The sequence below is a fragment of the Dechloromonas sp. CZR5 genome (genome assembly GCF_008711155.1).
Taxonomy (GTDB): Bacteria; Pseudomonadota; Gammaproteobacteria; order Burkholderiales; family Rhodocyclaceae; genus Azonexus.
This window is the reverse complement of sequence record NZ_VUYQ01000003.1, coordinates 368,432-386,588: the sequence shown is the minus strand read 5'-3', so window position 1 is coordinate 386,588 and position 18,157 is coordinate 368,432. Positions and strand designations below refer to the sequence as shown.

Annotated in this window: 14 protein-coding genes; 3 read left to right on the top strand and 11 right to left on the bottom strand. The window is 63.8% G+C overall.

The annotated features are described in order from the left end of the window. The first annotated feature begins 71 nt into the window (after positions 1 to 71). Complete coding sequence (locus F1002_RS10695; protein WP_150429018.1) at positions 72 to 1,577, top strand: aldehyde dehydrogenase; 1,506 nt, start codon at positions 72 to 74, stop codon at positions 1,575 to 1,577. Between the two features lie 138 nt (positions 1,578 to 1,715). Here F1002_RS10695 and F1002_RS10690 read toward each other — a convergent pair whose 3' ends face one another. The 11 genes from F1002_RS10690 to F1002_RS10640 form a co-directional block, all read right to left on the bottom strand. Continuing rightward, positions 1,716 to 2,135, bottom strand: a complete 420-nt coding sequence (locus F1002_RS10690) for a DUF2721 domain-containing protein (RefSeq protein WP_150429017.1) — start codon at positions 2,133 to 2,135, stop codon at positions 1,716 to 1,718. A 238-nt stretch (positions 2,136 to 2,373) separates the two neighbouring features. Beyond that, positions 2,374 to 3,069 carry a hypothetical protein gene (locus F1002_RS10685; protein ID WP_150429016.1) on the bottom strand — a complete coding sequence of 232 codons (696 nt, stop codon included), beginning with the start codon at positions 3,067 to 3,069 and terminating at the stop codon, positions 2,374 to 2,376. Positions 3,070 to 3,183: 114 nt separating this feature from the next. Beyond that, on the bottom strand, positions 3,184 to 5,520 hold the full coding sequence (locus F1002_RS10680; protein ID WP_150429015.1) for a penicillin-binding protein 1A: 2,337 nt from the start codon (positions 5,518 to 5,520) through the stop codon (positions 3,184 to 3,186). Positions 5,521 to 5,647: 127 nt separating this feature from the next. Next, positions 5,648 to 6,979, bottom strand: coding sequence for a DEAD/DEAH box helicase (locus tag F1002_RS10675; RefSeq protein WP_150429014.1), 1,332 nt, complete (start codon positions 6,977 to 6,979; stop codon positions 5,648 to 5,650). Between the two features lie 50 nt (positions 6,980 to 7,029). Beyond that, entirely contained in the window at positions 7,030 to 8,733 is a 1,704-nt protein-coding gene (locus F1002_RS10670; protein WP_150429013.1) for an ABC transporter ATP-binding protein/permease, read from the bottom strand. Between the two features lie 185 nt (positions 8,734 to 8,918). After that, complete coding sequence (locus F1002_RS10665) at positions 8,919 to 9,272, bottom strand: DsrE/DsrF/TusD sulfur relay family protein (protein ID WP_150429012.1); 354 nt, start codon at positions 9,270 to 9,272, stop codon at positions 8,919 to 8,921. Positions 9,273 to 9,360: 88 nt separating this feature from the next. Continuing rightward, on the bottom strand, positions 9,361 to 9,966 hold the full coding sequence (locus F1002_RS10660; RefSeq protein ID WP_150429011.1) for a hypothetical protein: 606 nt from the start codon (positions 9,964 to 9,966) through the stop codon (positions 9,361 to 9,363). A gap of 79 nt (positions 9,967 to 10,045) precedes the next feature. After that, complete coding sequence (gene trmA, locus F1002_RS10655) at positions 10,046 to 11,134, bottom strand: tRNA (uridine(54)-C5)-methyltransferase TrmA (RefSeq protein WP_150429010.1); 1,089 nt, start codon at positions 11,132 to 11,134, stop codon at positions 10,046 to 10,048. Between the two features lie 101 nt (positions 11,135 to 11,235). Then, positions 11,236 to 12,783 carry an ABC transporter permease gene (locus F1002_RS10650; protein WP_150429009.1) on the bottom strand — a complete coding sequence of 516 codons (1,548 nt, stop codon included), beginning with the start codon at positions 12,781 to 12,783 and terminating at the stop codon, positions 11,236 to 11,238. After that, positions 12,774 to 13,610: a phosphonate ABC transporter ATP-binding protein gene (locus tag F1002_RS10645; RefSeq protein ID WP_150429008.1), complete on the bottom strand. Its 837-nt coding sequence runs from the start codon at positions 13,608 to 13,610 to the stop codon at positions 12,774 to 12,776. The genes F1002_RS10650 and F1002_RS10645 overlap by 10 nt, the downstream gene beginning before the upstream one ends. 3 nt (positions 13,611 to 13,613) lie before the next feature. Then, the gene (locus F1002_RS10640; RefSeq protein WP_150429007.1) at positions 13,614 to 14,489 is read right to left on the bottom strand and encodes a putative selenate ABC transporter substrate-binding protein; all 876 of its coding nucleotides are present in this window, start codon (positions 14,487 to 14,489) and stop codon (positions 13,614 to 13,616) included. 307 nt (positions 14,490 to 14,796) lie between these two features. Here F1002_RS10640 and F1002_RS10635 point away from each other — a divergent pair, with 307 nt between their 5' ends. Together F1002_RS10635 and F1002_RS10630 are read left to right on the top strand one after the other, a co-directional pair. Next, the gene (locus tag F1002_RS10635; RefSeq protein ID WP_223879547.1) at positions 14,797 to 16,161 is read left to right on the top strand and encodes a sigma-54 dependent transcriptional regulator; all 1,365 of its coding nucleotides are present in this window, start codon (positions 14,797 to 14,799) and stop codon (positions 16,159 to 16,161) included. Then, on the top strand, positions 16,140 to 18,152 hold the full coding sequence (locus tag F1002_RS10630; RefSeq protein WP_150429005.1) for a cache domain-containing protein: 2,013 nt from the start codon (positions 16,140 to 16,142) through the stop codon (positions 18,150 to 18,152). Before F1002_RS10635 ends, F1002_RS10630 begins: the two co-directional genes overlap by 22 nt. Positions 18,153 to 18,157 lie beyond the last annotated feature (5 nt).

The window sequence follows — 18,157 nt, the reverse complement described above, 5'->3', positions numbered from 1 at the left end:
GCGTCCGCATCACTTTTTTGCCGCATTGGCGGCCTGATCGAACCAAACCAAGACCACAGAGGAGACAAAGCATGAACGCACCGCAACAACCTGTTCTCACCGCAGCGACGACCGAATTCATGGCGCGCCACAACCATCGCATGCTGATTGGCGGCCAGTGGGTCGCCAGCAGCAACGGCCAGACACTGGAGGTTCTCAACCCGGCCGACGAAAGCCTGCTTGCCACCGTGCCGGCCGCCACCGAAGCCGACGTGGATCGTGCCGTCCAGGCCGCCCGCCAGGCCTTTGAGGCCCCCGGTTGGGCCAAGATGCGTCCCGACCAGCGCCAGCGCCTGCTGTTGCGCCTGGCTGACCTGATCGAAGCCAATGCCCGTACGCTGGCCGAAATCGAATCGCTCGACAACGGCAAGTCGGTGGCTATCGCCGAAGCGGTCGATGTTGCGCTGTCTGCCAGCTACTTCCGCTACATGGCCGGCTGGTCGACCAAGATCGAAGGCAGTACGCTCGATGTGTCCATCCCCTTTGCGCCGCAGAACGAATTCGTCGGCTACACCCGCAAGGAGCCGGTCGGTGTCGTCGGTGCCATCGTCGCCTGGAATTTCCCACTGCTGCTGGCTTCGTGGAAGCTGGCACCGGCCCTGGCAACCGGCTGCACCGTGGTACTCAAGCCGGCCGAGCAGACCCCGCTGAGCGCGCTCTATCTGGCCGAACTGGTCCTCCAAGCTGGCTTCCCGGAAGGTGTGGTCAATGTGGTGACCGGCGACGGCCCGTCGGTCGGCGCACCGCTGACCCGTCATCCGGGCGTCAACAAGCTGACCTTCACCGGTTCGACTGAAGTCGGCAAGCTGATTGGCAAGGCGGCAATGGACAACATGACGCGCATTACGCTGGAGCTCGGCGGCAAGTCGCCGGTCATCGTGCTGGAGGATTGCGATCCGGCTGTCGCCGCGGGGGGCGCCGCGCAGGCCATCTACTTCAACCAGGGGCAGGTGTGCTGCGCTGGCTCTCGCCTCTACGTGCACAAGAAGAACTACGACCGCGTCGTCGCCGATCTGGCCGACCACGCCAACGCCCTGACCATCGGCCACGGCATGGACCCGAGCGTACAGCTCGGCCCGCTGGTGTCGCGCGAGCAACTCGACCGCGTCTGCGGATACATCGACATCGGTCGCCAGCAGGGGGCTGAGGTGGTCGCGGGTGGCGGACGTGCCGGCGACAAGGGTTACTTCGTCAAGCCGACCGTGCTTGCCAAGGTGGACCAGAAGGCCCGTGTCGTGCAGGAGGAAATCTTCGGCCCGGTCGTCGTCGCCATGCCCTACGACGATCTCGAGCAGGTCGCCGCCTGGGCAAATGACACGCCGTTCGGGCTCGGGGCTTCCATCTGGTCGAACGACCTGTCGCGCGTCCATCGCCTGATCCCCAAGATCAAGTCGGGTACCGTCTGGGTCAATTGCCACAACATGCTCGACCCGGCCCTGCCGTTCGGCGGCTACAAGCAGTCCGGCTTCGGCAAGGAGATGGGGCGGGCGGCACTCGATGCCTACCTGGAGCAGAAATCGGTGTTGATGATGGTTTGAGTTCAGGAAAACCGGAAAAACAAAGCCCGGCCTGATTGGTCGGGCTTTTTCGTTGATGGGAAGCTGACGAATGAAGAATGGTCGGCTTTGATCTGCGAATTCGACCGCTGGCCGCTATTCCTTTTCAAGATCAGGGCATTATCGGGAACCGGCACTGACTGCGAGATAAATCTCCCGCAAAAACAGCGTAAGCGCTGCAATCATCGAACCCATTGCCAGGATGAAAAATGCCGCGACCAGGCGTGTGAGATCGTTCGCCATCAAGGCCCCGAGAAAGGCGCCGGCGACGACAAAACACACCAGCAGCGCCGCGACGACGGCGAACAGGATGGCCAGGTAAATAAGGTGACGGCGCCTCGCCAGCAACAGAAGCTCATCGGCGTATTCCGAAGTTATTTCCTTGCCGGTGCATGCCTCCGTGATCACCCGGCGGCGGTCGATGGTGCGGCTGAGCCGGGTGTTCATGGCGCCGATCAGGGTCGAGATCGCTGTAAGGAGGAACACCGGCGCAACCGAGAGTTGGATGACGTGCGCGATGTCGGTGATATGAGTTTCCATGCGTTTTTTGGGGCGTTGTCGAGTACGCCAATCTTACGACTGAATGGCCATTTCTGAAGCCATCCGTTGCCATCCCCAAGTCAGTGATTTGTAGATTTCCTGCGGCAACTTGCACGCCATTTGTAATCGGAGCGTTGGTGACGGTCCGTGTGTCTTTGCCGAAGGGCTTGACCCATATCAGGTCGCGCGACTGACGTTCCGCCAAAGTGGCAAGCTGGTCGCGGTAGCAGCCATACCTTCAGAACAACCGGTCCGGGGTATAGCGAATGCCAAAGGACACCCAGCGACTGTTCCCCTCGCCAGAGAGCTGCTGACCAACGGTTGCATCAACCTGAAAGATGTCAGGTACCACTGAGTATCTGACACCGACTTGCCCGTAAGACATGCCGCGGTTGTCACCATACGTCTCCGCAATACCCAGCAGTTTGGGGCGCAATTTGAACTCCCCGCCAATGCCCCATGACGCACTGTGGAGGCCGGATTCCTTGTCTTTCAGCCATCCCAGGTTCGCATGGACGATGATTTTGTCGTCATACAGTGAAATTGATAGCGGGATGTAAGCATAGGTATTGCCGAACATGTTCGGCCCGGGATTGATTTCCGGGTGCCGAATCGTTCCGACCGCCAAACCCCATCCCCAGCCATTCGTTTCCAATGGACGAAACAAGGTCTTTGCCTGAAAAAGATAATCGTTGGTCGCTTGCTCTCCTTGCGACTTTGCTTGCCCTCCGCCAAACGTGAACTCAAGGTTCCCCGTCGGGTTGCATGCCGGGAGCGCCCACAGTTCGGTGTTTCCGGGATAGACCCGCATCCAGCTCTCTAGCTGACAGCTACCACCGGTGGTGAGACGGGCATCATCCGTCACGAAGGGGCGCGCAGCAAACGCAAAGGATGGCGTTATCAAGGCGGTGCAGAGCAAGGTTTTTAGCTTCATCCCATCATTTTATTTCCGTTGATTGGAATTTTTATTACATATCTGACGGATGGCAAGGATAAAACGCTTCTTCTGGCCTGATTCAGAACTTCCCAAACGTTTGCTTTTACTGTTTTAGCTGCCAAACGCCTTCCGCAAAGTGTCGAAGATGGATTTGAGCGGCGACTCCTCCACGTCCAGGGCCTTTACGCCGTCATCACCCTTGAACTCATCGTAGACCCAGTCGCCATCGACCAAGGAGACGCCCGGAGGCGCCTTTCGCTCGGTGGGCGGTTTGCCGGCGAGTGCCTGGCGCATGTAGTCGATCCAGATCGGCAAGGCCAGCGTGGCGCCGAATTCGCGGTTGCCGAGCGATTTGGGCTGGTCGTGTCCCATCCACGCGACAGCCACGACGTTGCCGCTGTAGCCGGCAAACCAGCCGTCGAACGCATCGCTCGTGGTGCCGGTCTTTCCGGCCAGGTCGCTGCGTCCCAGGCGTTGGCTGGCCTGCGCGCCGGTGCCGCTGCGGGTCACCTCGCGCAGCATGCTGTCCATGATGAAGGCATTGCGTTCGTCGATCACGCGTTGTGTATCGTCGCGCGGTGGCGGCGGGGGGGCTTCCCACAGCACGTTGCCGCGGGCATCGGTGATTTTACGGATCAGCTGCGGGGCAACCGGGAAGCCACCATTGGCGAATGCCGCATAGGCGCCGGCCATCTGCAGCGGGGTGACCGAGCCGCTACCCAGGGTCAGCGTCAGGTTGGCCGGGTGCTTGGCGGCATCGAAACCGAAACGCTGCAGGTAGTCGCGGGCATATTGCGGCGAGATGGCCTGCAGCAGGCGGACGGCGATGACGTTCTTCGAGCGGGCGAGGGCCTGGCGCAGGCTCATCGGGCCGTCGAAGCCGTCGTCGTTGCGCGGCTCCCAGGTCTGGCCGCCTTCGCCACCGGGCAGCGAGAGCGGTGCATCGTTGAGCAGGGTGGCCGGCGAGTAGCCTTTTTCCAGCGCAGCCGAATAGACGAAGGGCTTGATGCTCGATCCCGGCTGGCGCCAGGCGTTGGTAACGTGGTTGAACTGGTTGCGGGAAAAATCGAAGCCGCCGACCAGGGCACGGTAAGAGCCGTCCTCGGCGTTCAGGGCGACGAATGCGGCATCGACTTCCGGCATCTGGCCGATGGCCCAGCGGCCCTTGCTGTCCTGGCTGACACGGATGACCGACCCGACCCTGATCCGGATATCCATCTTGGCGTTCGGTTGCAGTGAGCGCGCTGCGAAACGCAGACCGTCGCCCTTGATCTCGATCGTGTCACCGGAGGCGGGCTCGGCCAGCACGCGCTTGGCGGAGACCTCGGTGACGACGGCGGAGATCAGGTTGTCGCTGCTGGGGTGCTTGGCCAGGATTCGGTCAATGGCCTCGTCGCGGTCGTCAGCGTTGTCCGGCAGGTCGACAAAACCTTCCGGCCCCCGGTAACCGTGGCGCTGGTCGTAGGCCAGCACGTTGCGCCGGAGCGAATCGTAGGCGGCGTTCTGTTCGGCCTTGTTGAGGGTCGTATAGACATTGAAGCCCTGGGTGTAGGTGTCGCCCTTGTATTGCGCATAAACCCGCTGGCGCACCATCTCGGCAACATGGTCGGCATGGGCCTCGAAACGGAGCGTGTTGCTGATCTTCAGCGGCTGGCCGACGGCTTCGGTGAATTGCGCCTGCGTAATCATGCCCAGCTGCAACATGCGCTTCAGGACCAGTTGCTGGCGGGCCTTGGCACGCAGGGGATTGACGGCCGGATTGCGCTTGGCGGGGTTTTGCGGAATGCCGGCGAGCATGGCGGCTTCGGCAAGAGTCAGGTCAGGCAGGCGCTTCTGGAAATAGGTGCGTGCCGCGCTGGCGAAGCCGTGCGTGCGCTGGCCGAGGTAGATCTGGTTCATGTACAGCTCTAGGATCTGGTCCTTGCTCAGGGCCGATTCAATGCGATAGGCGAGAACCACCTCGGTCAGTTTGCGCTTGATGGTCTTTTCCTGCGAGAGGAAGAAAGTGCGCGCCACCTGCATGGTGATCGTCGAAGCTCCCTGGCGGAAACCGCCGGTCAGGTCGGCGACCAGCGCCCGCAGAACGCCCCGGTAATCGACGCCGCTGTGGTCGTAGAAGCGCGAGTCTTCGATGGCCAGCAGCGCATCCTTCAAGACCGGGGGGATGTCCTTGATCGGCGTGAAGTCCCGGTGTTCGTCGCCGAATTCTCCGAGCAGTGCACCATCGTCCGTGTAAATCCGCAGGGGAATCTTCGGGCGGTAGTCGGTCACGACATCGAACGACGGCAGGCTGGGCAGGACGGTGAGCAGCATGGCGCCGACCAGAAGCCCGACGGCAAGAATGCCGTCGATACCCAGCGCCACGAGGGTACGCCGCAGGTTCTTGCGGTAATTCGTTGCGGCTAAAGGCAGAGCGAGAAATTTGACGGCGGAAGAAAGGATGCTCACGTGCTGATCCTGTCTGATGCGCCAACGAGGGCGAATGACGGTGCTGGGAAGTCAGTCACCGGACCTCGCAGTTTAGCGGCAAGAAAAGCGATCTGGCGGGCGGAGATCAAGGGAGCGAGCCGGCCGGTTATCGTCCGCGCGGCTTGGCCGGCCCCTTGCGCGGACCGCCGGTCGGGTGCGGGCCGGGGCGGCGGCCGGGTTTGTCCGGGAAATCGTCGAAGCCGACCCAGTTGCTCGGGGCACCCTTGCCGGAGCGCCCACCGGCCACTTTGGGTTTTTTCGGTTTCGGCGGTGCGGCGGCGGGGCCTGTCGCGGGAACACGGTGGGTCGGTTCGAAACCCGGTTCCTCATCGCGGCTCAGGCTGGTCTTGAGCAGGGTTTCGATGGCCCCGAGCAGTGGCGCCTCGTCGGCGCAGACGAGCGAGATCGCTTCACCGCTGGCGCCGGCCCGGCCGGTACGGCCGATACGGTGGATATAGTCTTCGGCGACGATGGGCAGGTCGTAATTGACCACCTGCGGCAGGTCGTCGATGTCGAGGCCGCGTGCCGCGACGTCGGTGGCGACAAGGATTTCCACTTCACCCGCCTTGAACGCTTCCAGCGCCTTGAGGCGCGATGCCTGCGGGCGGTCGCCGTGGATCGTGTCGGCGGAAATTTTCTTGGCTTGCAGCCGGCCGACCAGTTCGTCACAGCCGCGCTTGGTCTTCACGAAAACCAGCACCTGTCCCCAGCTGCGGTCCTCGCGCATGAACAGGAAGAGGTCGGTCTTGCGCTTCTTGTCGCACGGCACGACCCATTGCTTGACTGTCTTGGCGGCGGTGTTGCGCGGGGTTACCTCGATGGAGAGCGGGTCGCGCAGGCGGGCCTTGGCCATGCTGCGGATTTCGTCGGAGAAGGTGGCCGAGAAGAGCAGGGTCTGGCGCTTCTTGGGCAGTGCCTGGAAAACGATGTCGAGGTCGTTGGCGAAACCGAGGTCGAGCATGCGATCGGCTTCGTCGAGGATCAGTGTCTGCACCTGGCGCAGCTTGACGGCGTTTTTGGTGAACAGGTCGATCAGTCGGCCGGGGGTGGCGACCAGGATGTCGACACCGCGCCGCAGGCGCATCATCTGCGGGTTGAGGCTCACGCCGCCGTAGGCTGCATAGCAGCTGACGGCGAGGTGTTCGCCGTACTGACGGAAACTGCTCATGACCTGTTCGGCCAGTTCGCGTGTCGGCACCAGGACCAGGGCACGGATGCTGTTGCTGGCGAGGGTGTCTTCGCTTTCGCTCAGGCGTTGCAGCAGGGGCAGGGCAAAGCCGGCGGTCTTGCCTGTACCGGTCTGCGCGGCCGCCATCAGGTCGCGTCCGGCCAGTACAGCGGGAATTGCCTGGGTCTGGACGGGGGTCGGGTCCTTGTAGCCGAGGGTGTCGAGGGCCTGGAGGAGGGGCGCGGAAAGGCCGAGTTGCGAGAAGGACATGGTGGTTGGGGCGAATGCGAAAGGACGGATTTTACCCCGCCGACACCCCGCTAATGATTGAAACGGTAATCGGCGGCCGGTACGGTTCGCCAGGCGCTGCAACCGTCGAGTTCGAGCACCTGGGTGTGGAACTTGAGAATGGTCGTGCGGTGGCCGACGCTGATGACCGTGGTCTGCGTGCCGAGCAACTGCGTGTAGAGGTTCGTCTCGTTGGCAATGTCGAGGGCGCTGGTCGCTTCGTCGAGGATGGCGAAGCGCGGTCTGGTCAGCAGGAGGCGGGCGAAGGCGAGGCGCTGCTGTTCGCCGACGGAAAGCAGCTTGGGCCAGTCGCGTTCGGCATCGAGACCGCCGACGCGGTGGGCTAGATTGGGCAGGCTGACCCGCTCCAGCGCGGCGAGCAGGTCATCGTCGGAGACCGGGAGGTTCGGGTTCGGATAAAGCAGCTGGCTGCGCAGGCTACCGAGCACCATGTAGGGCTGTTGCGGCAGAAACAGCATGTCCTCCGGTGCTGGGCGCCGGATGGTGCCGGTGCCGGCGTACCACAGTCCGGCGACAGCGCGCAGCAGCGAGCTTTTGCCACTGCCGCTCTCGCCGACGATGAGCAGGCTTTCACCCGGTTTGACGGTGAGCGACAGATTCCGGATCAGGACACGTTCGGCATCGGGCGTCATCAGCGTCAGATCGTCGATGTCGAGATGCGCGGCTTCCTGCGCCTGGATGGTGTTGCCGGTGGGGTGTTCATCGACCGGGTCGGGCGGCAGGCATTTGGCGAGCATGTCGAGGCGGTCGATGCCGGCGGCGAAGCGGCTCAGGCCTTCGAAGTTCTCGATGATCATCGAGATGGCCCCGAGCACGGCGGCGAAGGCGCCGGCAGCCTGTACGGCCCGGCCGACCTCCATTTCGCCGGAGAGGACGTTGTCGGCAATGATGGCGCTGGGGATGATCAGGGTGAACAGAAAATAACCCTGCTGGAACAGGTTGAGCCAGAACTGGGTACGGACCAGGCGTTTGAAGTTGTTGAAGGCAGCGCCGAAGCGGCGTTTGACTTGCCCGAGTTCCAGCGCCTCACCTCGGTAGAAAGCAATCGACTCGGCGTTTTCGCGGACGCGAACGAGGCTGAAGCGAAAATCCGCCTCGCGCCGCAACTGGTTGAAGTTGAGGCTCATCAGCCGTTGGCCGAAGACGAAAACGACGATCAACGTGCCGGCTGTGGCGTAGAAAACGAGGAAATAGACCAGTTCGTGCGAAATCGACCACAGCACGGCACTGAAAGCGACCAGCTGCAGGCAGGAGCTGATGATGATGAGCAGGAAATACAGCGAGCGCTGGGTAAAGGTGGCGATGTCCTCGGTCATCCGCTGGTCGGGGTTGTCGATCGCGGCGTTGGCATTCAGTTCGTAAAAATGCCGGTTGCGGAAATAGCTGTCGAGGAAGCGCCCGGTCAGCCAGCGTCGCCAGTAGATACCCAGCGTGTCGCGGACGAAGAAATAGAAGGCGTAAACCGGGATGGCGAAGGCCAGCAGGCCGAGGCAAAGCTTGATCGAATTCCAGAAGCGTTCTTCATCCTGGGCGGCCAGCGCCGAGGTGAATTCGCCCGTTTGCTCGTTGAACAGCACGGCAAACCGGGTTTGGCCGAGCAACAGGACAACGAGCAGCATAATCAGCCCCCAGGCCCGCCATTTTTCCTCGTGTCGCCAGTAAGGCGTGGCCAGTGCCCAGAAACGCTTCCACAACTGGAGGTTGGACGGAGTCATGGTCTGCCGGCGCGCTTTTTTTCGTCGTTTTCCGGAGAGGGCTGGGGTGACGAGGCTTTCGCTACCGTAGGCGGCGAAAGTAACGATTACTCACACAGCCGTTTTACACCTCGCACGAGGCCGGTGCAAGCAGGGCTGGCGGCGCATGGCGGCGGGCAACCGGCAGCGGTTGCCCGGGAAGGGTGTCAGAAGGTGACGACCTTGTCGGCCAGAACGGTCGCTTCGGCCAGTTCGACCAGCGTGCCGATGGCGGTGCCGGGGATCAGCGGCAGTTCACCCAGTCCGCGGGCCAGTGCGCAGGTGCGGCACAGGCGGATGTCGACGCCCTGGGCGACAAGCTGCTCGACCATGCCCTGCAGGCCGTTGCCGGCACCGTCGATCTGGTTCGGCAGGCCGAGCACCGTGGCGTCGGACATCAGGAAGATGCGTACTTCCGGTTTGTCGTCGCGGCCGGCCAGTGCCGTTGCCAGGCGCAGGGCGGAGAGGCAGCGCTCGCTGCCGTAAGGAGGGGCATGGACGATGATCAGGATTTTTTGCATGGAATTTGCGGTGCGTCGAAACGGTCAATGGAAAAACGGTTTTCGGGCCTGGTGTGCCGACGCTGCCGGCCCCTATGCGGCAGGTTGCTCAGGAGAACCTGGCGCGGTGAACTTCCAGTGCCTTGGCACGGGCTTCCTTCAGGCGGTCGGTGACGCGCTGCGGCAAGGCTTCACCATCGTCGGCCACTTGTGCCAGCATATGGGCCTCGACGGCCTTGAGGCGGGCCATCATCAGGCGAATGCGGGCGGTGTCGGAAATCGCCAGCAGGTCGGCTTCCGGGTCGTCCTGCTTGTCGTCCTTGATTACCCTGGGACGGCTGTAGAACTGTTGCAGCACATGATCGCCGTCGTGCGACTGGCCTTCGTCCTCATCGCCGGCGCTGTGTACCGGTGCTTCGCTGTTTTTGTGTCTGGCGACCATCAGCGCCATCTGGTGGCGTTCGGTGCGGCTGAGCAGGGTGGCAGGCAGGGCTTCCTTGGCCGCCTGCTTGGCTTTTTTCGCTGCCCGCAGCTTGGCTGCCGGGTTGATCGGCGGCAGCACTTCGGTGACCGCCGCCGGCATCGGGATAGGGGTGATCGTCACACCGGCGTGCGGAACCGAGGCGTCGACGAACGAAGCCTGATCGTCGCCTTCCGACGCGAATGCGGTCAGCGAGAAGAAAGCAGCGAGTGCTAAGGCGAAAATACGGCGCACAACCAATGAATCCTGAATATTACGGCTTCTATTTTAGCATCTGCGAATGCGCTCTGCCGGACGGGCTTGTTACGGATTGTTACCGACGCTGCAGCAGAACGCCGCATTCCAGGTGGTGCGTGTAGGGAAACTGGTCGAAGACGGCCGAAGCGGCGATGCGGTGGCTGTCGTTCAGCGCGGCGACGTTGTTGCGCAGCGTATCCTGATTGCAGGAAATGTACAGGATGCGGTCGAAATTGCGGGCCAGCTCGACGGTGGCATCGTCGAGACCGGCGCGCGGCGGGTCGACGAACAAGGTCGCTTGGCGGAAGGCGTCGAGGTCGATGTCCTTCAGGCGCTGAAATGTTTCGCGGCCGGCGAGCGCGGCGCTGAATTCCTCGGCCGACATGCGGATCAGGTCAATGTTGCCGACGGCGTTGGCGGCGATGTTGTACTGCGCGGCATGCACCGATGTCTTGCTGACTTCGGTGGCCAGTACGCGCTCGAACAGCGGGGCGAGCGCCAGGGTGAAGTTGCCGTTGCCGCAGTAAAGCTCAACGAGCTTGCCGCCGATGCCGGCGGCCTGCTGGCAGGCCCAGGCGAGCATCTTGCGGTTCACCTCACCGTTGGGCTGGGTGAAGCTGCCTTCGACCTGCTGGTATTTCAGTCGGCGGCCATCGAGTTCGAATTCCTCGAGCAGCCAGTCGCGGCCAATGACGATTTTCTGGCCCCGGCTGCGGCCGATCAGTTGCACGCCGAGTTCGCCTGCCAGTTCGTGGGCTGCTGCTTCCCAAGCTGCATCGAGCGGCCGGTGGTAGATCAGTGTGATCATCAGCTCGCCGCTCAGGGTGGCAAGGAAATTGACCTGGAACAGCCGGCGGCGCAGGTCGTCGCTGGGGATCAGGCGTTCCTTCAGGCGCGGCATGATGGCGCAGATGGCCGCGGCTGCCGGCGGGAATGTGTCCAGGCGGATTTTCTGTTTGGGATCGTCCGGGTCCGACATCGTGTAATCGAGGTTGTCGCCATCGTGCCAGATGCCGAATTCGGCCCGCATGCGGTAATGCCGAGGGTCGGAAGCGTGGACGGCCGTGCCGCTGACGCCGAACTCGGCGAAATTTCGTTCGAATCCGGCCGCCTTGGCGGCAAGCTGGGCGGGGTACTGGGCGATGTCGAAGGTCGGTAGCGGCATGTTTCTACGGCGATGAGGCAGTTTTCGTCGCCGGGTTTGCAGGCCGGCGACACGAAGAGGGCGAAATATACGCCGGTCTGTGCGTGAGGGCGAGGATGCGCTCAGCGCAGGCGCTGCCGCAACCAGGCGCTGGTCTGGTCGACGCCGATGGACAGGAGCAGCATGGCGATGATGACGGTGCTGGCCTGGGCGTAGTGGAACAGCGACAGCTCGAAATAGAGCAGCTGGCCCAGGCCGCCGGCCCCGACGAAGCCGAGAATGGCCGCCATGCGGATATTCATTTCCCAGCGATAGAGGGTGTAGGCGATCAGTTGTGGCGTGGCGCCGGGCAGCGTGCCGTAGAGGAAGCGCACGCCGGCCGGTGCGCCGGCCAGGCGCAGCGCCCGGGTCGCGGCCGGCGGCGCATTGTCGAAAGCTTCCGCGTACAGGCGGCCGAGCACGCCGGCGGTGTGCAGGGCGAGCGCCAAAGCCCCGGCAAAAGGGCCGAGGCCGACGGCGAGCGCAGTGATCGTGGCCCAGACCAGTTCCGGCACCGAGCGCAGGGCGTTGAGCACGAAGCCGAAGGGCGCATGCGGCTTGGGCAGGGCCAGCAGCAGGCCAGCCACGGCGGCGAGCAGCGTACCGACGACCGAGATGGCCAGCGTTTCCCATATCCCCTTGCCGACCTTGGCCAGCCACTCGGCCGACAGATCGGGCGGGAAGAAGCCGGCGACGAATTCGCCCATGCTGCGCGCGGCATCGGCGGTGAACAATTCGCCGAAGCCGATATTCAGGAAGCGGAAGCTGGCGACTGTGCCGGCAAGCAGCGTCAGGGCGAGCAGCGCGCTCCGTGGGCCGAAAGGTGAAGGACGGTCGGCTGGCGGCGTGTCGAGCGCGCGGCGCAGCCATTGCGACAGGCCGTCGGCGGCGAAGACCAAGGCCATGAAGGCGAGCAGGATGCTGGCAGCCTCGCCGCCGTTGAGCATCTTCATCGCCTGGTCCATCAATTGGCCGAGCCCGCCCGCGCCGACGAAACCCATGACGACCGATGCACGGATGGCGCACTCCCAGCGGTAAACCGTATAGGAAGCGAGTTCCTTGGCAGCTAGGGGGACCAGGCCGTAGAGAAGGGCGAGCGGCCGCCCGGCGCCGCTATGGCGCAAGGCATTGGCCGGTGCCGGATCGACCGATTCGAGGATTTCGGCATAGACCTTGGCCAGCATGCCGCCGTAGGTGAGGCCGAGCGCCAGCACGCCGGCAGCCGGGCCGAGACCGAAAATGCGGACGAAGACGAGCGCCCAGACCAGTTCGGGAATGCCGCGCAGGAGGGTGAGCAGGCTGCGCGTGACCGGGTTGAGCGTCGGCCTTTCGCGCCCGGCCGCCGTCGCCAGATAGCCGAGCGGCACGGCGAGCAGAAAGGCGAGCAGCATGCCGGCGCTGGCGATGGCCAGTGTTTCCAGCGTTGCCTTGGCGAGATGACCAAGGAATCCCGCGCCCGTTTCCGGCGGCAGGAAGGCGGCCAGGAAATTACCGATGACCTTGAGGTTGCTCGCATCGAACAAGGCGCCGGGCTTGACCTCGGCGGCCTGGAACAGCGGCCAGAGGACGACGAGCACGGTCAGCGCGCCGAGCAGGCGCGGGCGGGCTGCGGGGTCGGCCGTCAGCAGCATGCGGCGCGCGTCGCAGCGTCGTTGGCAGCCCGTTGGCGGGTCACGTAGGCCGGCTCGTGGGCCTGTACCGGCAGTTCCTCGCCTTCGCTTGCATAGAGCGCATGGAGCAGGGCATCGGTAACGCGCTCGCTGGGCAGATCGAAGGCGATGCGCCCGGCCTTGACGCCGACGATGCGTCGGAAGTTGCCGAGCGCGAGATCGACGGCGTGCAGGCTGGCGATCAGCGTGGCGCCACGCGCCTCGGCGTCGGCCGTCAGGAGGCGTATCGTCGCCTGGGCCAGGGCCGGGTCGAGGGCCGAAACCGGTTCGTCGGCAAGCAGCAGGTCGGGCTGCTGGTAAAGCACGCGGGCTATGCCGACGCGCTGCAGTTGCCCGCCGGACAGCTGGTCGCAGCGGCAGAACAGCTTGTCGGCGAGCTCGACGCGTTCGAGCGCCGCCCTGGCGCCGGGGATGTCCATCGGGTAAAGCAGGGACGCCAGCGACTTCCAGGCGGGCCATTGACCGAGCCGGCCGGCCAGCACGGCGGTGACGACGCGCTGGCGGCCGGGAATGGGCGGCGCCTGGTGAATGGTGCCGATGCGGGCGCGCAGGCGTTTCAGGTCCTGGCCTCGCGGAGCCTGTCCGGCCAGAGCGGAATCGAGCACGGTGCCTTGTCCTGCCGTCGGCGCTAGCGCCGTGCCGATGACCGACAGCAGGCTGGTCTTGCCCGCCCCCGACGGGCCGATCAAGGCGATGCGCTCACCCCGGTCGGCACGTAGCGAAATGTCGGCCAGGGCCGTGTAGCCATTGGCGTGGGTCAGCCCCACGCCGTCAAGCGAAAAGCTCATTGCTTACTTGAGCAGGCCGGCTGCGTGGGCAGCCTTCTCGATCCCGTCGTAGTTTTCCTTCTTGGTCGGGATGAACTTGGCCGCGCGTTGCAGGGCGAGGATTTCCTTGTGCTCCGGGTTGGCCGGATCGAGCTTGAGGAAAGCATCGGTCAGTTTCTTGACCAGGGCAGGGTCGAGATCGCCGCGCACCGTCCAGTTGTAGTCGAAGTACGGCGGCGTGGTGGCGAAGACACGCACCTTGTCGGTATCGACTTTCTTCGATTCGACCAGTTTGTCCCAGACCGAGGCGTTCAGCACGCCGGCCTCGGCCTTGCCGGCGGCAACGAAGGCCACGGTGGCGTCGTGTGCGCCGGAGAAGGCGACGTTCTTGAAGTCCTTTTCCGGATTGAGGCCGGCCTGCTGCAGGAAGAAGCGCGGCATCAGGCTGCCCGAGGTGGAAGATGGGGCGCCGAAGGCGAAGGTCTTGCCCTTGAGGTCGGCCAGACTCTTGATCGCCGGATCGGCGGTGATGAATTTCGAGGTGAACTTGGCATCCTCTTCGCGCTGGGCGATGGGGATGGCGGTGCCGTTGGTGCGGATCTTGGCCTGCACGAAGGTGAAGCCGCCGAGCCAGGCGAGATCGATCTTCCGGGTGGCCAGCGATTCGACGACGGCGGCGTAGTCGGAAACCGGCGTGAAGACGACCTTCATGCCGGTTTGCGCTTCGAGGTATTTGCCGAGCGGGGCGAACTTGCGCTGCAGCTCGGTGGGTGCCTCGTCGGGAATGGCCGAAACGCGCAGGACGGCGTCGGATGCGGTGGCGGGGAGGGCGAAGAGCGACGCGACGGCGCAGGCAGCCGCAGCCTTCAGCGCCAGACGGCGCATGCTGGAAAAGTTCATGTAAAGCTCCGATTTTGACAACAACCGCCGCCGTGCGGATGTCACGGCAGCTTACAAGCGCCGGGGCGCCACCTGATACGTGCGGTACGCAGACCGCAAGCCGGCATTTTAGCCGTTTTGCGATGAAGCAAGATCGAGACCATCGCAACATCTTCAGTGGAGACTGCGGTTTTGTGCCGGATAAATCGTGCGCCGTGCGGAAAATGCGACTTTTTGGCCCGCCTGTCGGGACAAAGTGACGTAACCGCCGAGGGGCGAGGCATGCGAAAATCGCGGCGGGGGAAATGAGACGATGCATGGCGGAAACATGGAAGAAAGCTTGGCGGGCAGGAACGAGGCACCCTGGTTGCAGTATTCGGTGCTGGTGGTCGATGACGAACCGGGGATGCTCAGCTTCCTGCAACGGGCGCTGAGTTCGCGCTGCGGGCTGGTCGATTGCGCCGACAGCGTCGAAGCTGCACGCTCGCTTTTCCGGCGCAACCGCTACGACCTGATCGTTCTCGACATTGCATTGCCGGGCGTTTCCGGTATCGATTGGCTGCACGAACTGCGTCAGGACGGCTTTGCCGGCGACGTGGTGATGATGACTGCCTACGCCGATCTCGACACGGCCATCGACGCGCTGCGTGCCGGCGCGGCGGATTTCCTGCTCAAGCCGTTTTCGCTGGCCCAGGCGCTCAACGCGATCCAGCGCTGTTTCGAGCGTTCGCAGCTGGCTCGCGAGAATTTCGTCCTGCGCCGCGAGGTCAGCACCCACGCCGCCGATGTGGAGGGGGTAGTCGGGCAGTCCGAGGTCATGCTCAGGGTTTGCGACCGCTTGCGTCGCATCGCGCCGACTCCGGCCACGGTGCTGCTCAGCGGCGAATCGGGCACCGGCAAGGAAGTGGCCGCCCGCGCCCTGCACCGCATGAGCAAGCGTGCCGACGGACCGTTCGTGCCGGTCAATTGCGCGGCCATTTCGGCCGAACTGATCGAGTCCGAACTGTTCGGCCATATCAAGGGCGCGTACACCGGCGCCCAGCAGAGCCGCGAGGGCCTTTTTTACTACGCCCGGGGCGGCACCCTTTTTCTCGACGAAATTTCGGAGTTGCCGCCGGCCGCCCAGGCCAAACTGCTACGGGTGCTGGAAGAACGGCGTATCCGCCCGGTCGGATCGGAGCAGGAGGTGGCGGTGGATGTGCGCGTCATCGCCGCGACCAATCGGGACCTGAAAGCCGAGGTGGCGGCCCAGCGTTTCCGCCAGGATCTCTACTATCGCCTGCAGGTTCTCGAGGTGACCCTGCCGCCGCTGCGCGAGCGGCCGGAAGACATACCGCTGCTGGTCGGGCACTTTACCGGCCTGCTGGGGCCGAACCTGGGCGTGCCGCCCCTGGCGCTCGATCCGCGCACGCTGGCCCGCATGGCGGATTACGACTGGCCGGGCAATGTCCGCGAGCTGCGCAATCTGGTCGAGCGTTCGCTGATTCTCGGCTGGTTCGACATCGGGCCGGAGCCCGAGGCGAGTAATGCGATTCACGCGCCGGCCGGTACCGACGAAACGCTGGAGGCGGTGGAGAAACGGCACATTCTGGCCGTTCTGGCGGCCTGCGACGGCAACAAGTCGGAAGCCAGCCGACGGCTGGGCATCTCGCGCAAGACCATGGACCGAAAATGCCAGGCTTGGGGCCTCTGATCCTTCACCCCGACCGGTCGATCCGGGCGCGCCTGCTGCTGCTGGCGCTGGTGCCGCTCGGGGTTGTCCTGCCGCTGATCATGGCCGCGCTGGCCTATTGGGGCGGCGGTTATTTCGATCAACTCCTGGTGACCAAGGTACGCAGCGATCTCGCGGTGGCACACGGCTATTACGAACGGGTGACCGAAGGGGTCGGGCGCTCGGTCACCAGCCTGGCCAGCTCGGATCGTCTGCTGCGCATCGTGGGGCACCATGCCGGCTCGCCGGCGCCGGCCGTGGCCGACACGCTTGCTGCGATGCAGGCGGAGCGCAAACTCGATTTCCTGCGCTTCATGGATGTGGAAGGCGGTCGGCGGCTCGCCGGGCAATGGCCGGTTGTCGCGTCGGCGCTGGCCGGCAGCGAACGCACGGTGACCGAAGTGTTTTCGGCCGAGCAGCTCGAGTCGATCAGGCCGGGGCTTGCTGTATTCGCGAGGACGGCGATCGTCCCGACACCCAATGCCAAACCCGATAGGCGGGAAACCGAGGATCGCGGCATCGTCATTCATTCGGCCGCCCCGGTATTCGACGCCTCCGGGCGCCTGATCGGCGTACTGGAGGGCGGGGTGCTGCTCAACAAGAATCTGGATTTCATCGACAACCTGAATGCCATCGTCTATCCCGACGGCGCCTTGCCTTTCGGCAGCGCCGGCACGGCAACGCTGTTCCTGGGCGATGTGCGCGTGGCGACCAACGTGCGCCTGTTCGGCGATACCCGGGCTATCGGTACGCGTGTGTCGGCTGCCGTGCGCGAAACGGTACTCGACAAGGGACGAACCTGGCTGGACCGTGCTTTCGTCGTCAGCGACTGGTATGTCTCGGCCTACGAGCCGTTGCTCGATGGCCGGCAACAGCGTATCGGCATGCTGTACGTCGGTTTTCTGGAGGAGCCCTTCACCAAGGCGCGCTGGCATGCATTTGCTGCCGTGGCGGTGTTTTTTGTGCTGGCCATGATCCTGGCCGGCGCGTTTGCGGTCATTTCGGCGCGGCGCGTCTTCAAGCCCATCGAGCGCATGCACGCGACGATGACGGCCATCGAGCAGGGCGATCACGATGCCCGGGTCGGCAACGTCGAGAGCGCTGACGAACTGGGCGTCATGGCCGCCCACTTCGATCGTCTGCTCGATCAGTTGCAGGCGCAGGCGGGTTCGTTGAAGCGCTGGGGCGAGTCGCTCGATGTCAAGGTCGCCGAGCGGACGGCCGAACTGGAACGGGCCGTGGCTGATCTCAAGGCGGCCCAGTCGCAACTGGTAATGAATGAAAAACTGGCGGCCATCGGTCAGCTGACGGCGGGGGTGGCGCACGAAATCAACAATCCGATCGCCGTCGTCCAGGGCAATCTCGATGTGCTGCGCGATGTGCTCGGGCCGCGAACCGAGCCGGTGGCGCATGAAATCAAACTGATCCACGAGCAGGTCCAGCGTATCCGGCTGATTGTCGCCAAGCTGCTGCAATTCGCCCGTCCGCAGGATTACGTGGGCTATCTGGAACCGGTCGATACGTCGGTATTGCTACAGGATTGCCTGCTGCTGGTACGCCATCTGCTCAACAAGGGCGATATTGCGATCGAACAGCACATCGATTCGACCCGACGGATCGTCTGCAACAAGAATGAACTGCAGCAGGTCGTCATCAATCTTTTCGTTAACGCCATCCAGGCCATGCCGAACGGCGGCGTACTGAAGATTTGCGTCGAGGATTGGGACGAGGCCGACATGCCGCTCGGCATCCGGCTGATCGTCTCCGATTCGGGCCCGGGGATCAGCGAAGCCGACCTGATGCAGCTGTTCAAACCCTTCTTCACGGCCAAGAAACCAGGAGGCAATGGCCTGGGGTTGTGGGTCAGCCAGGCGCTGGTCGAACGTTATGGCGGGCGGATCACGGCGCAGAGCGCACCGGGCAAGGGAGCCAGCTTTACCGTCTGGTTGAAGCTGGAGCCGCAGGGACTATGAGGCGT

Excerpts from the sequence above, each read along its gene's own strand:
- trmA (WP_150429010.1), bottom strand. The coding sequence starts at position 11,134 with ATGCCGCTACCGACCTTCGACATCGCCCAGTACCCCGCCCAGCTTGCC.
- F1002_RS10670 (WP_150429013.1), bottom strand. The coding sequence starts at position 8,733 with ATGACTCCGTCCAACCTCCAGTTGTGGAAGCGTTTCTGGGCACTGGCC.
- F1002_RS10640 (WP_150429007.1), bottom strand. The coding sequence starts at position 14,489 with ATGAACTTTTCCAGCATGCGCCGTCTGGCGCTGAAGGCTGCGGCTGCC.
- F1002_RS10630 (WP_150429005.1), top strand. The coding sequence starts at position 16,140 with ATGCCAGGCTTGGGGCCTCTGATCCTTCACCCCGACCGGTCGATCCGG.
- F1002_RS10635 (WP_223879547.1), top strand. The coding sequence starts at position 14,797 with ATGGAAGAAAGCTTGGCGGGCAGGAACGAGGCACCCTGGTTGCAGTAT.
- F1002_RS10675 (WP_150429014.1), bottom strand. The coding sequence starts at position 6,979 with ATGTCCTTCTCGCAACTCGGCCTTTCCGCGCCCCTCCTCCAGGCCCTC.
- F1002_RS10650 (WP_150429009.1), bottom strand. The coding sequence starts at position 12,783 with ATGCTGCTGACGGCCGACCCCGCAGCCCGCCCGCGCCTGCTCGGCGCG.
- F1002_RS10685 (WP_150429016.1), bottom strand. The coding sequence starts at position 3,069 with ATGAAGCTAAAAACCTTGCTCTGCACCGCCTTGATAACGCCATCCTTT.
- F1002_RS10645 (WP_150429008.1), bottom strand. The coding sequence starts at position 13,610 with ATGAGCTTTTCGCTTGACGGCGTGGGGCTGACCCACGCCAATGGCTAC.
- F1002_RS10695 (WP_150429018.1), top strand. The coding sequence starts at position 72 with ATGAACGCACCGCAACAACCTGTTCTCACCGCAGCGACGACCGAATTC.
- F1002_RS10690 (WP_150429017.1), bottom strand. The coding sequence starts at position 2,135 with ATGGAAACTCATATCACCGACATCGCGCACGTCATCCAACTCTCGGTT.
- F1002_RS10665 (WP_150429012.1), bottom strand. The coding sequence starts at position 9,272 with ATGCAAAAAATCCTGATCATCGTCCATGCCCCTCCTTACGGCAGCGAG.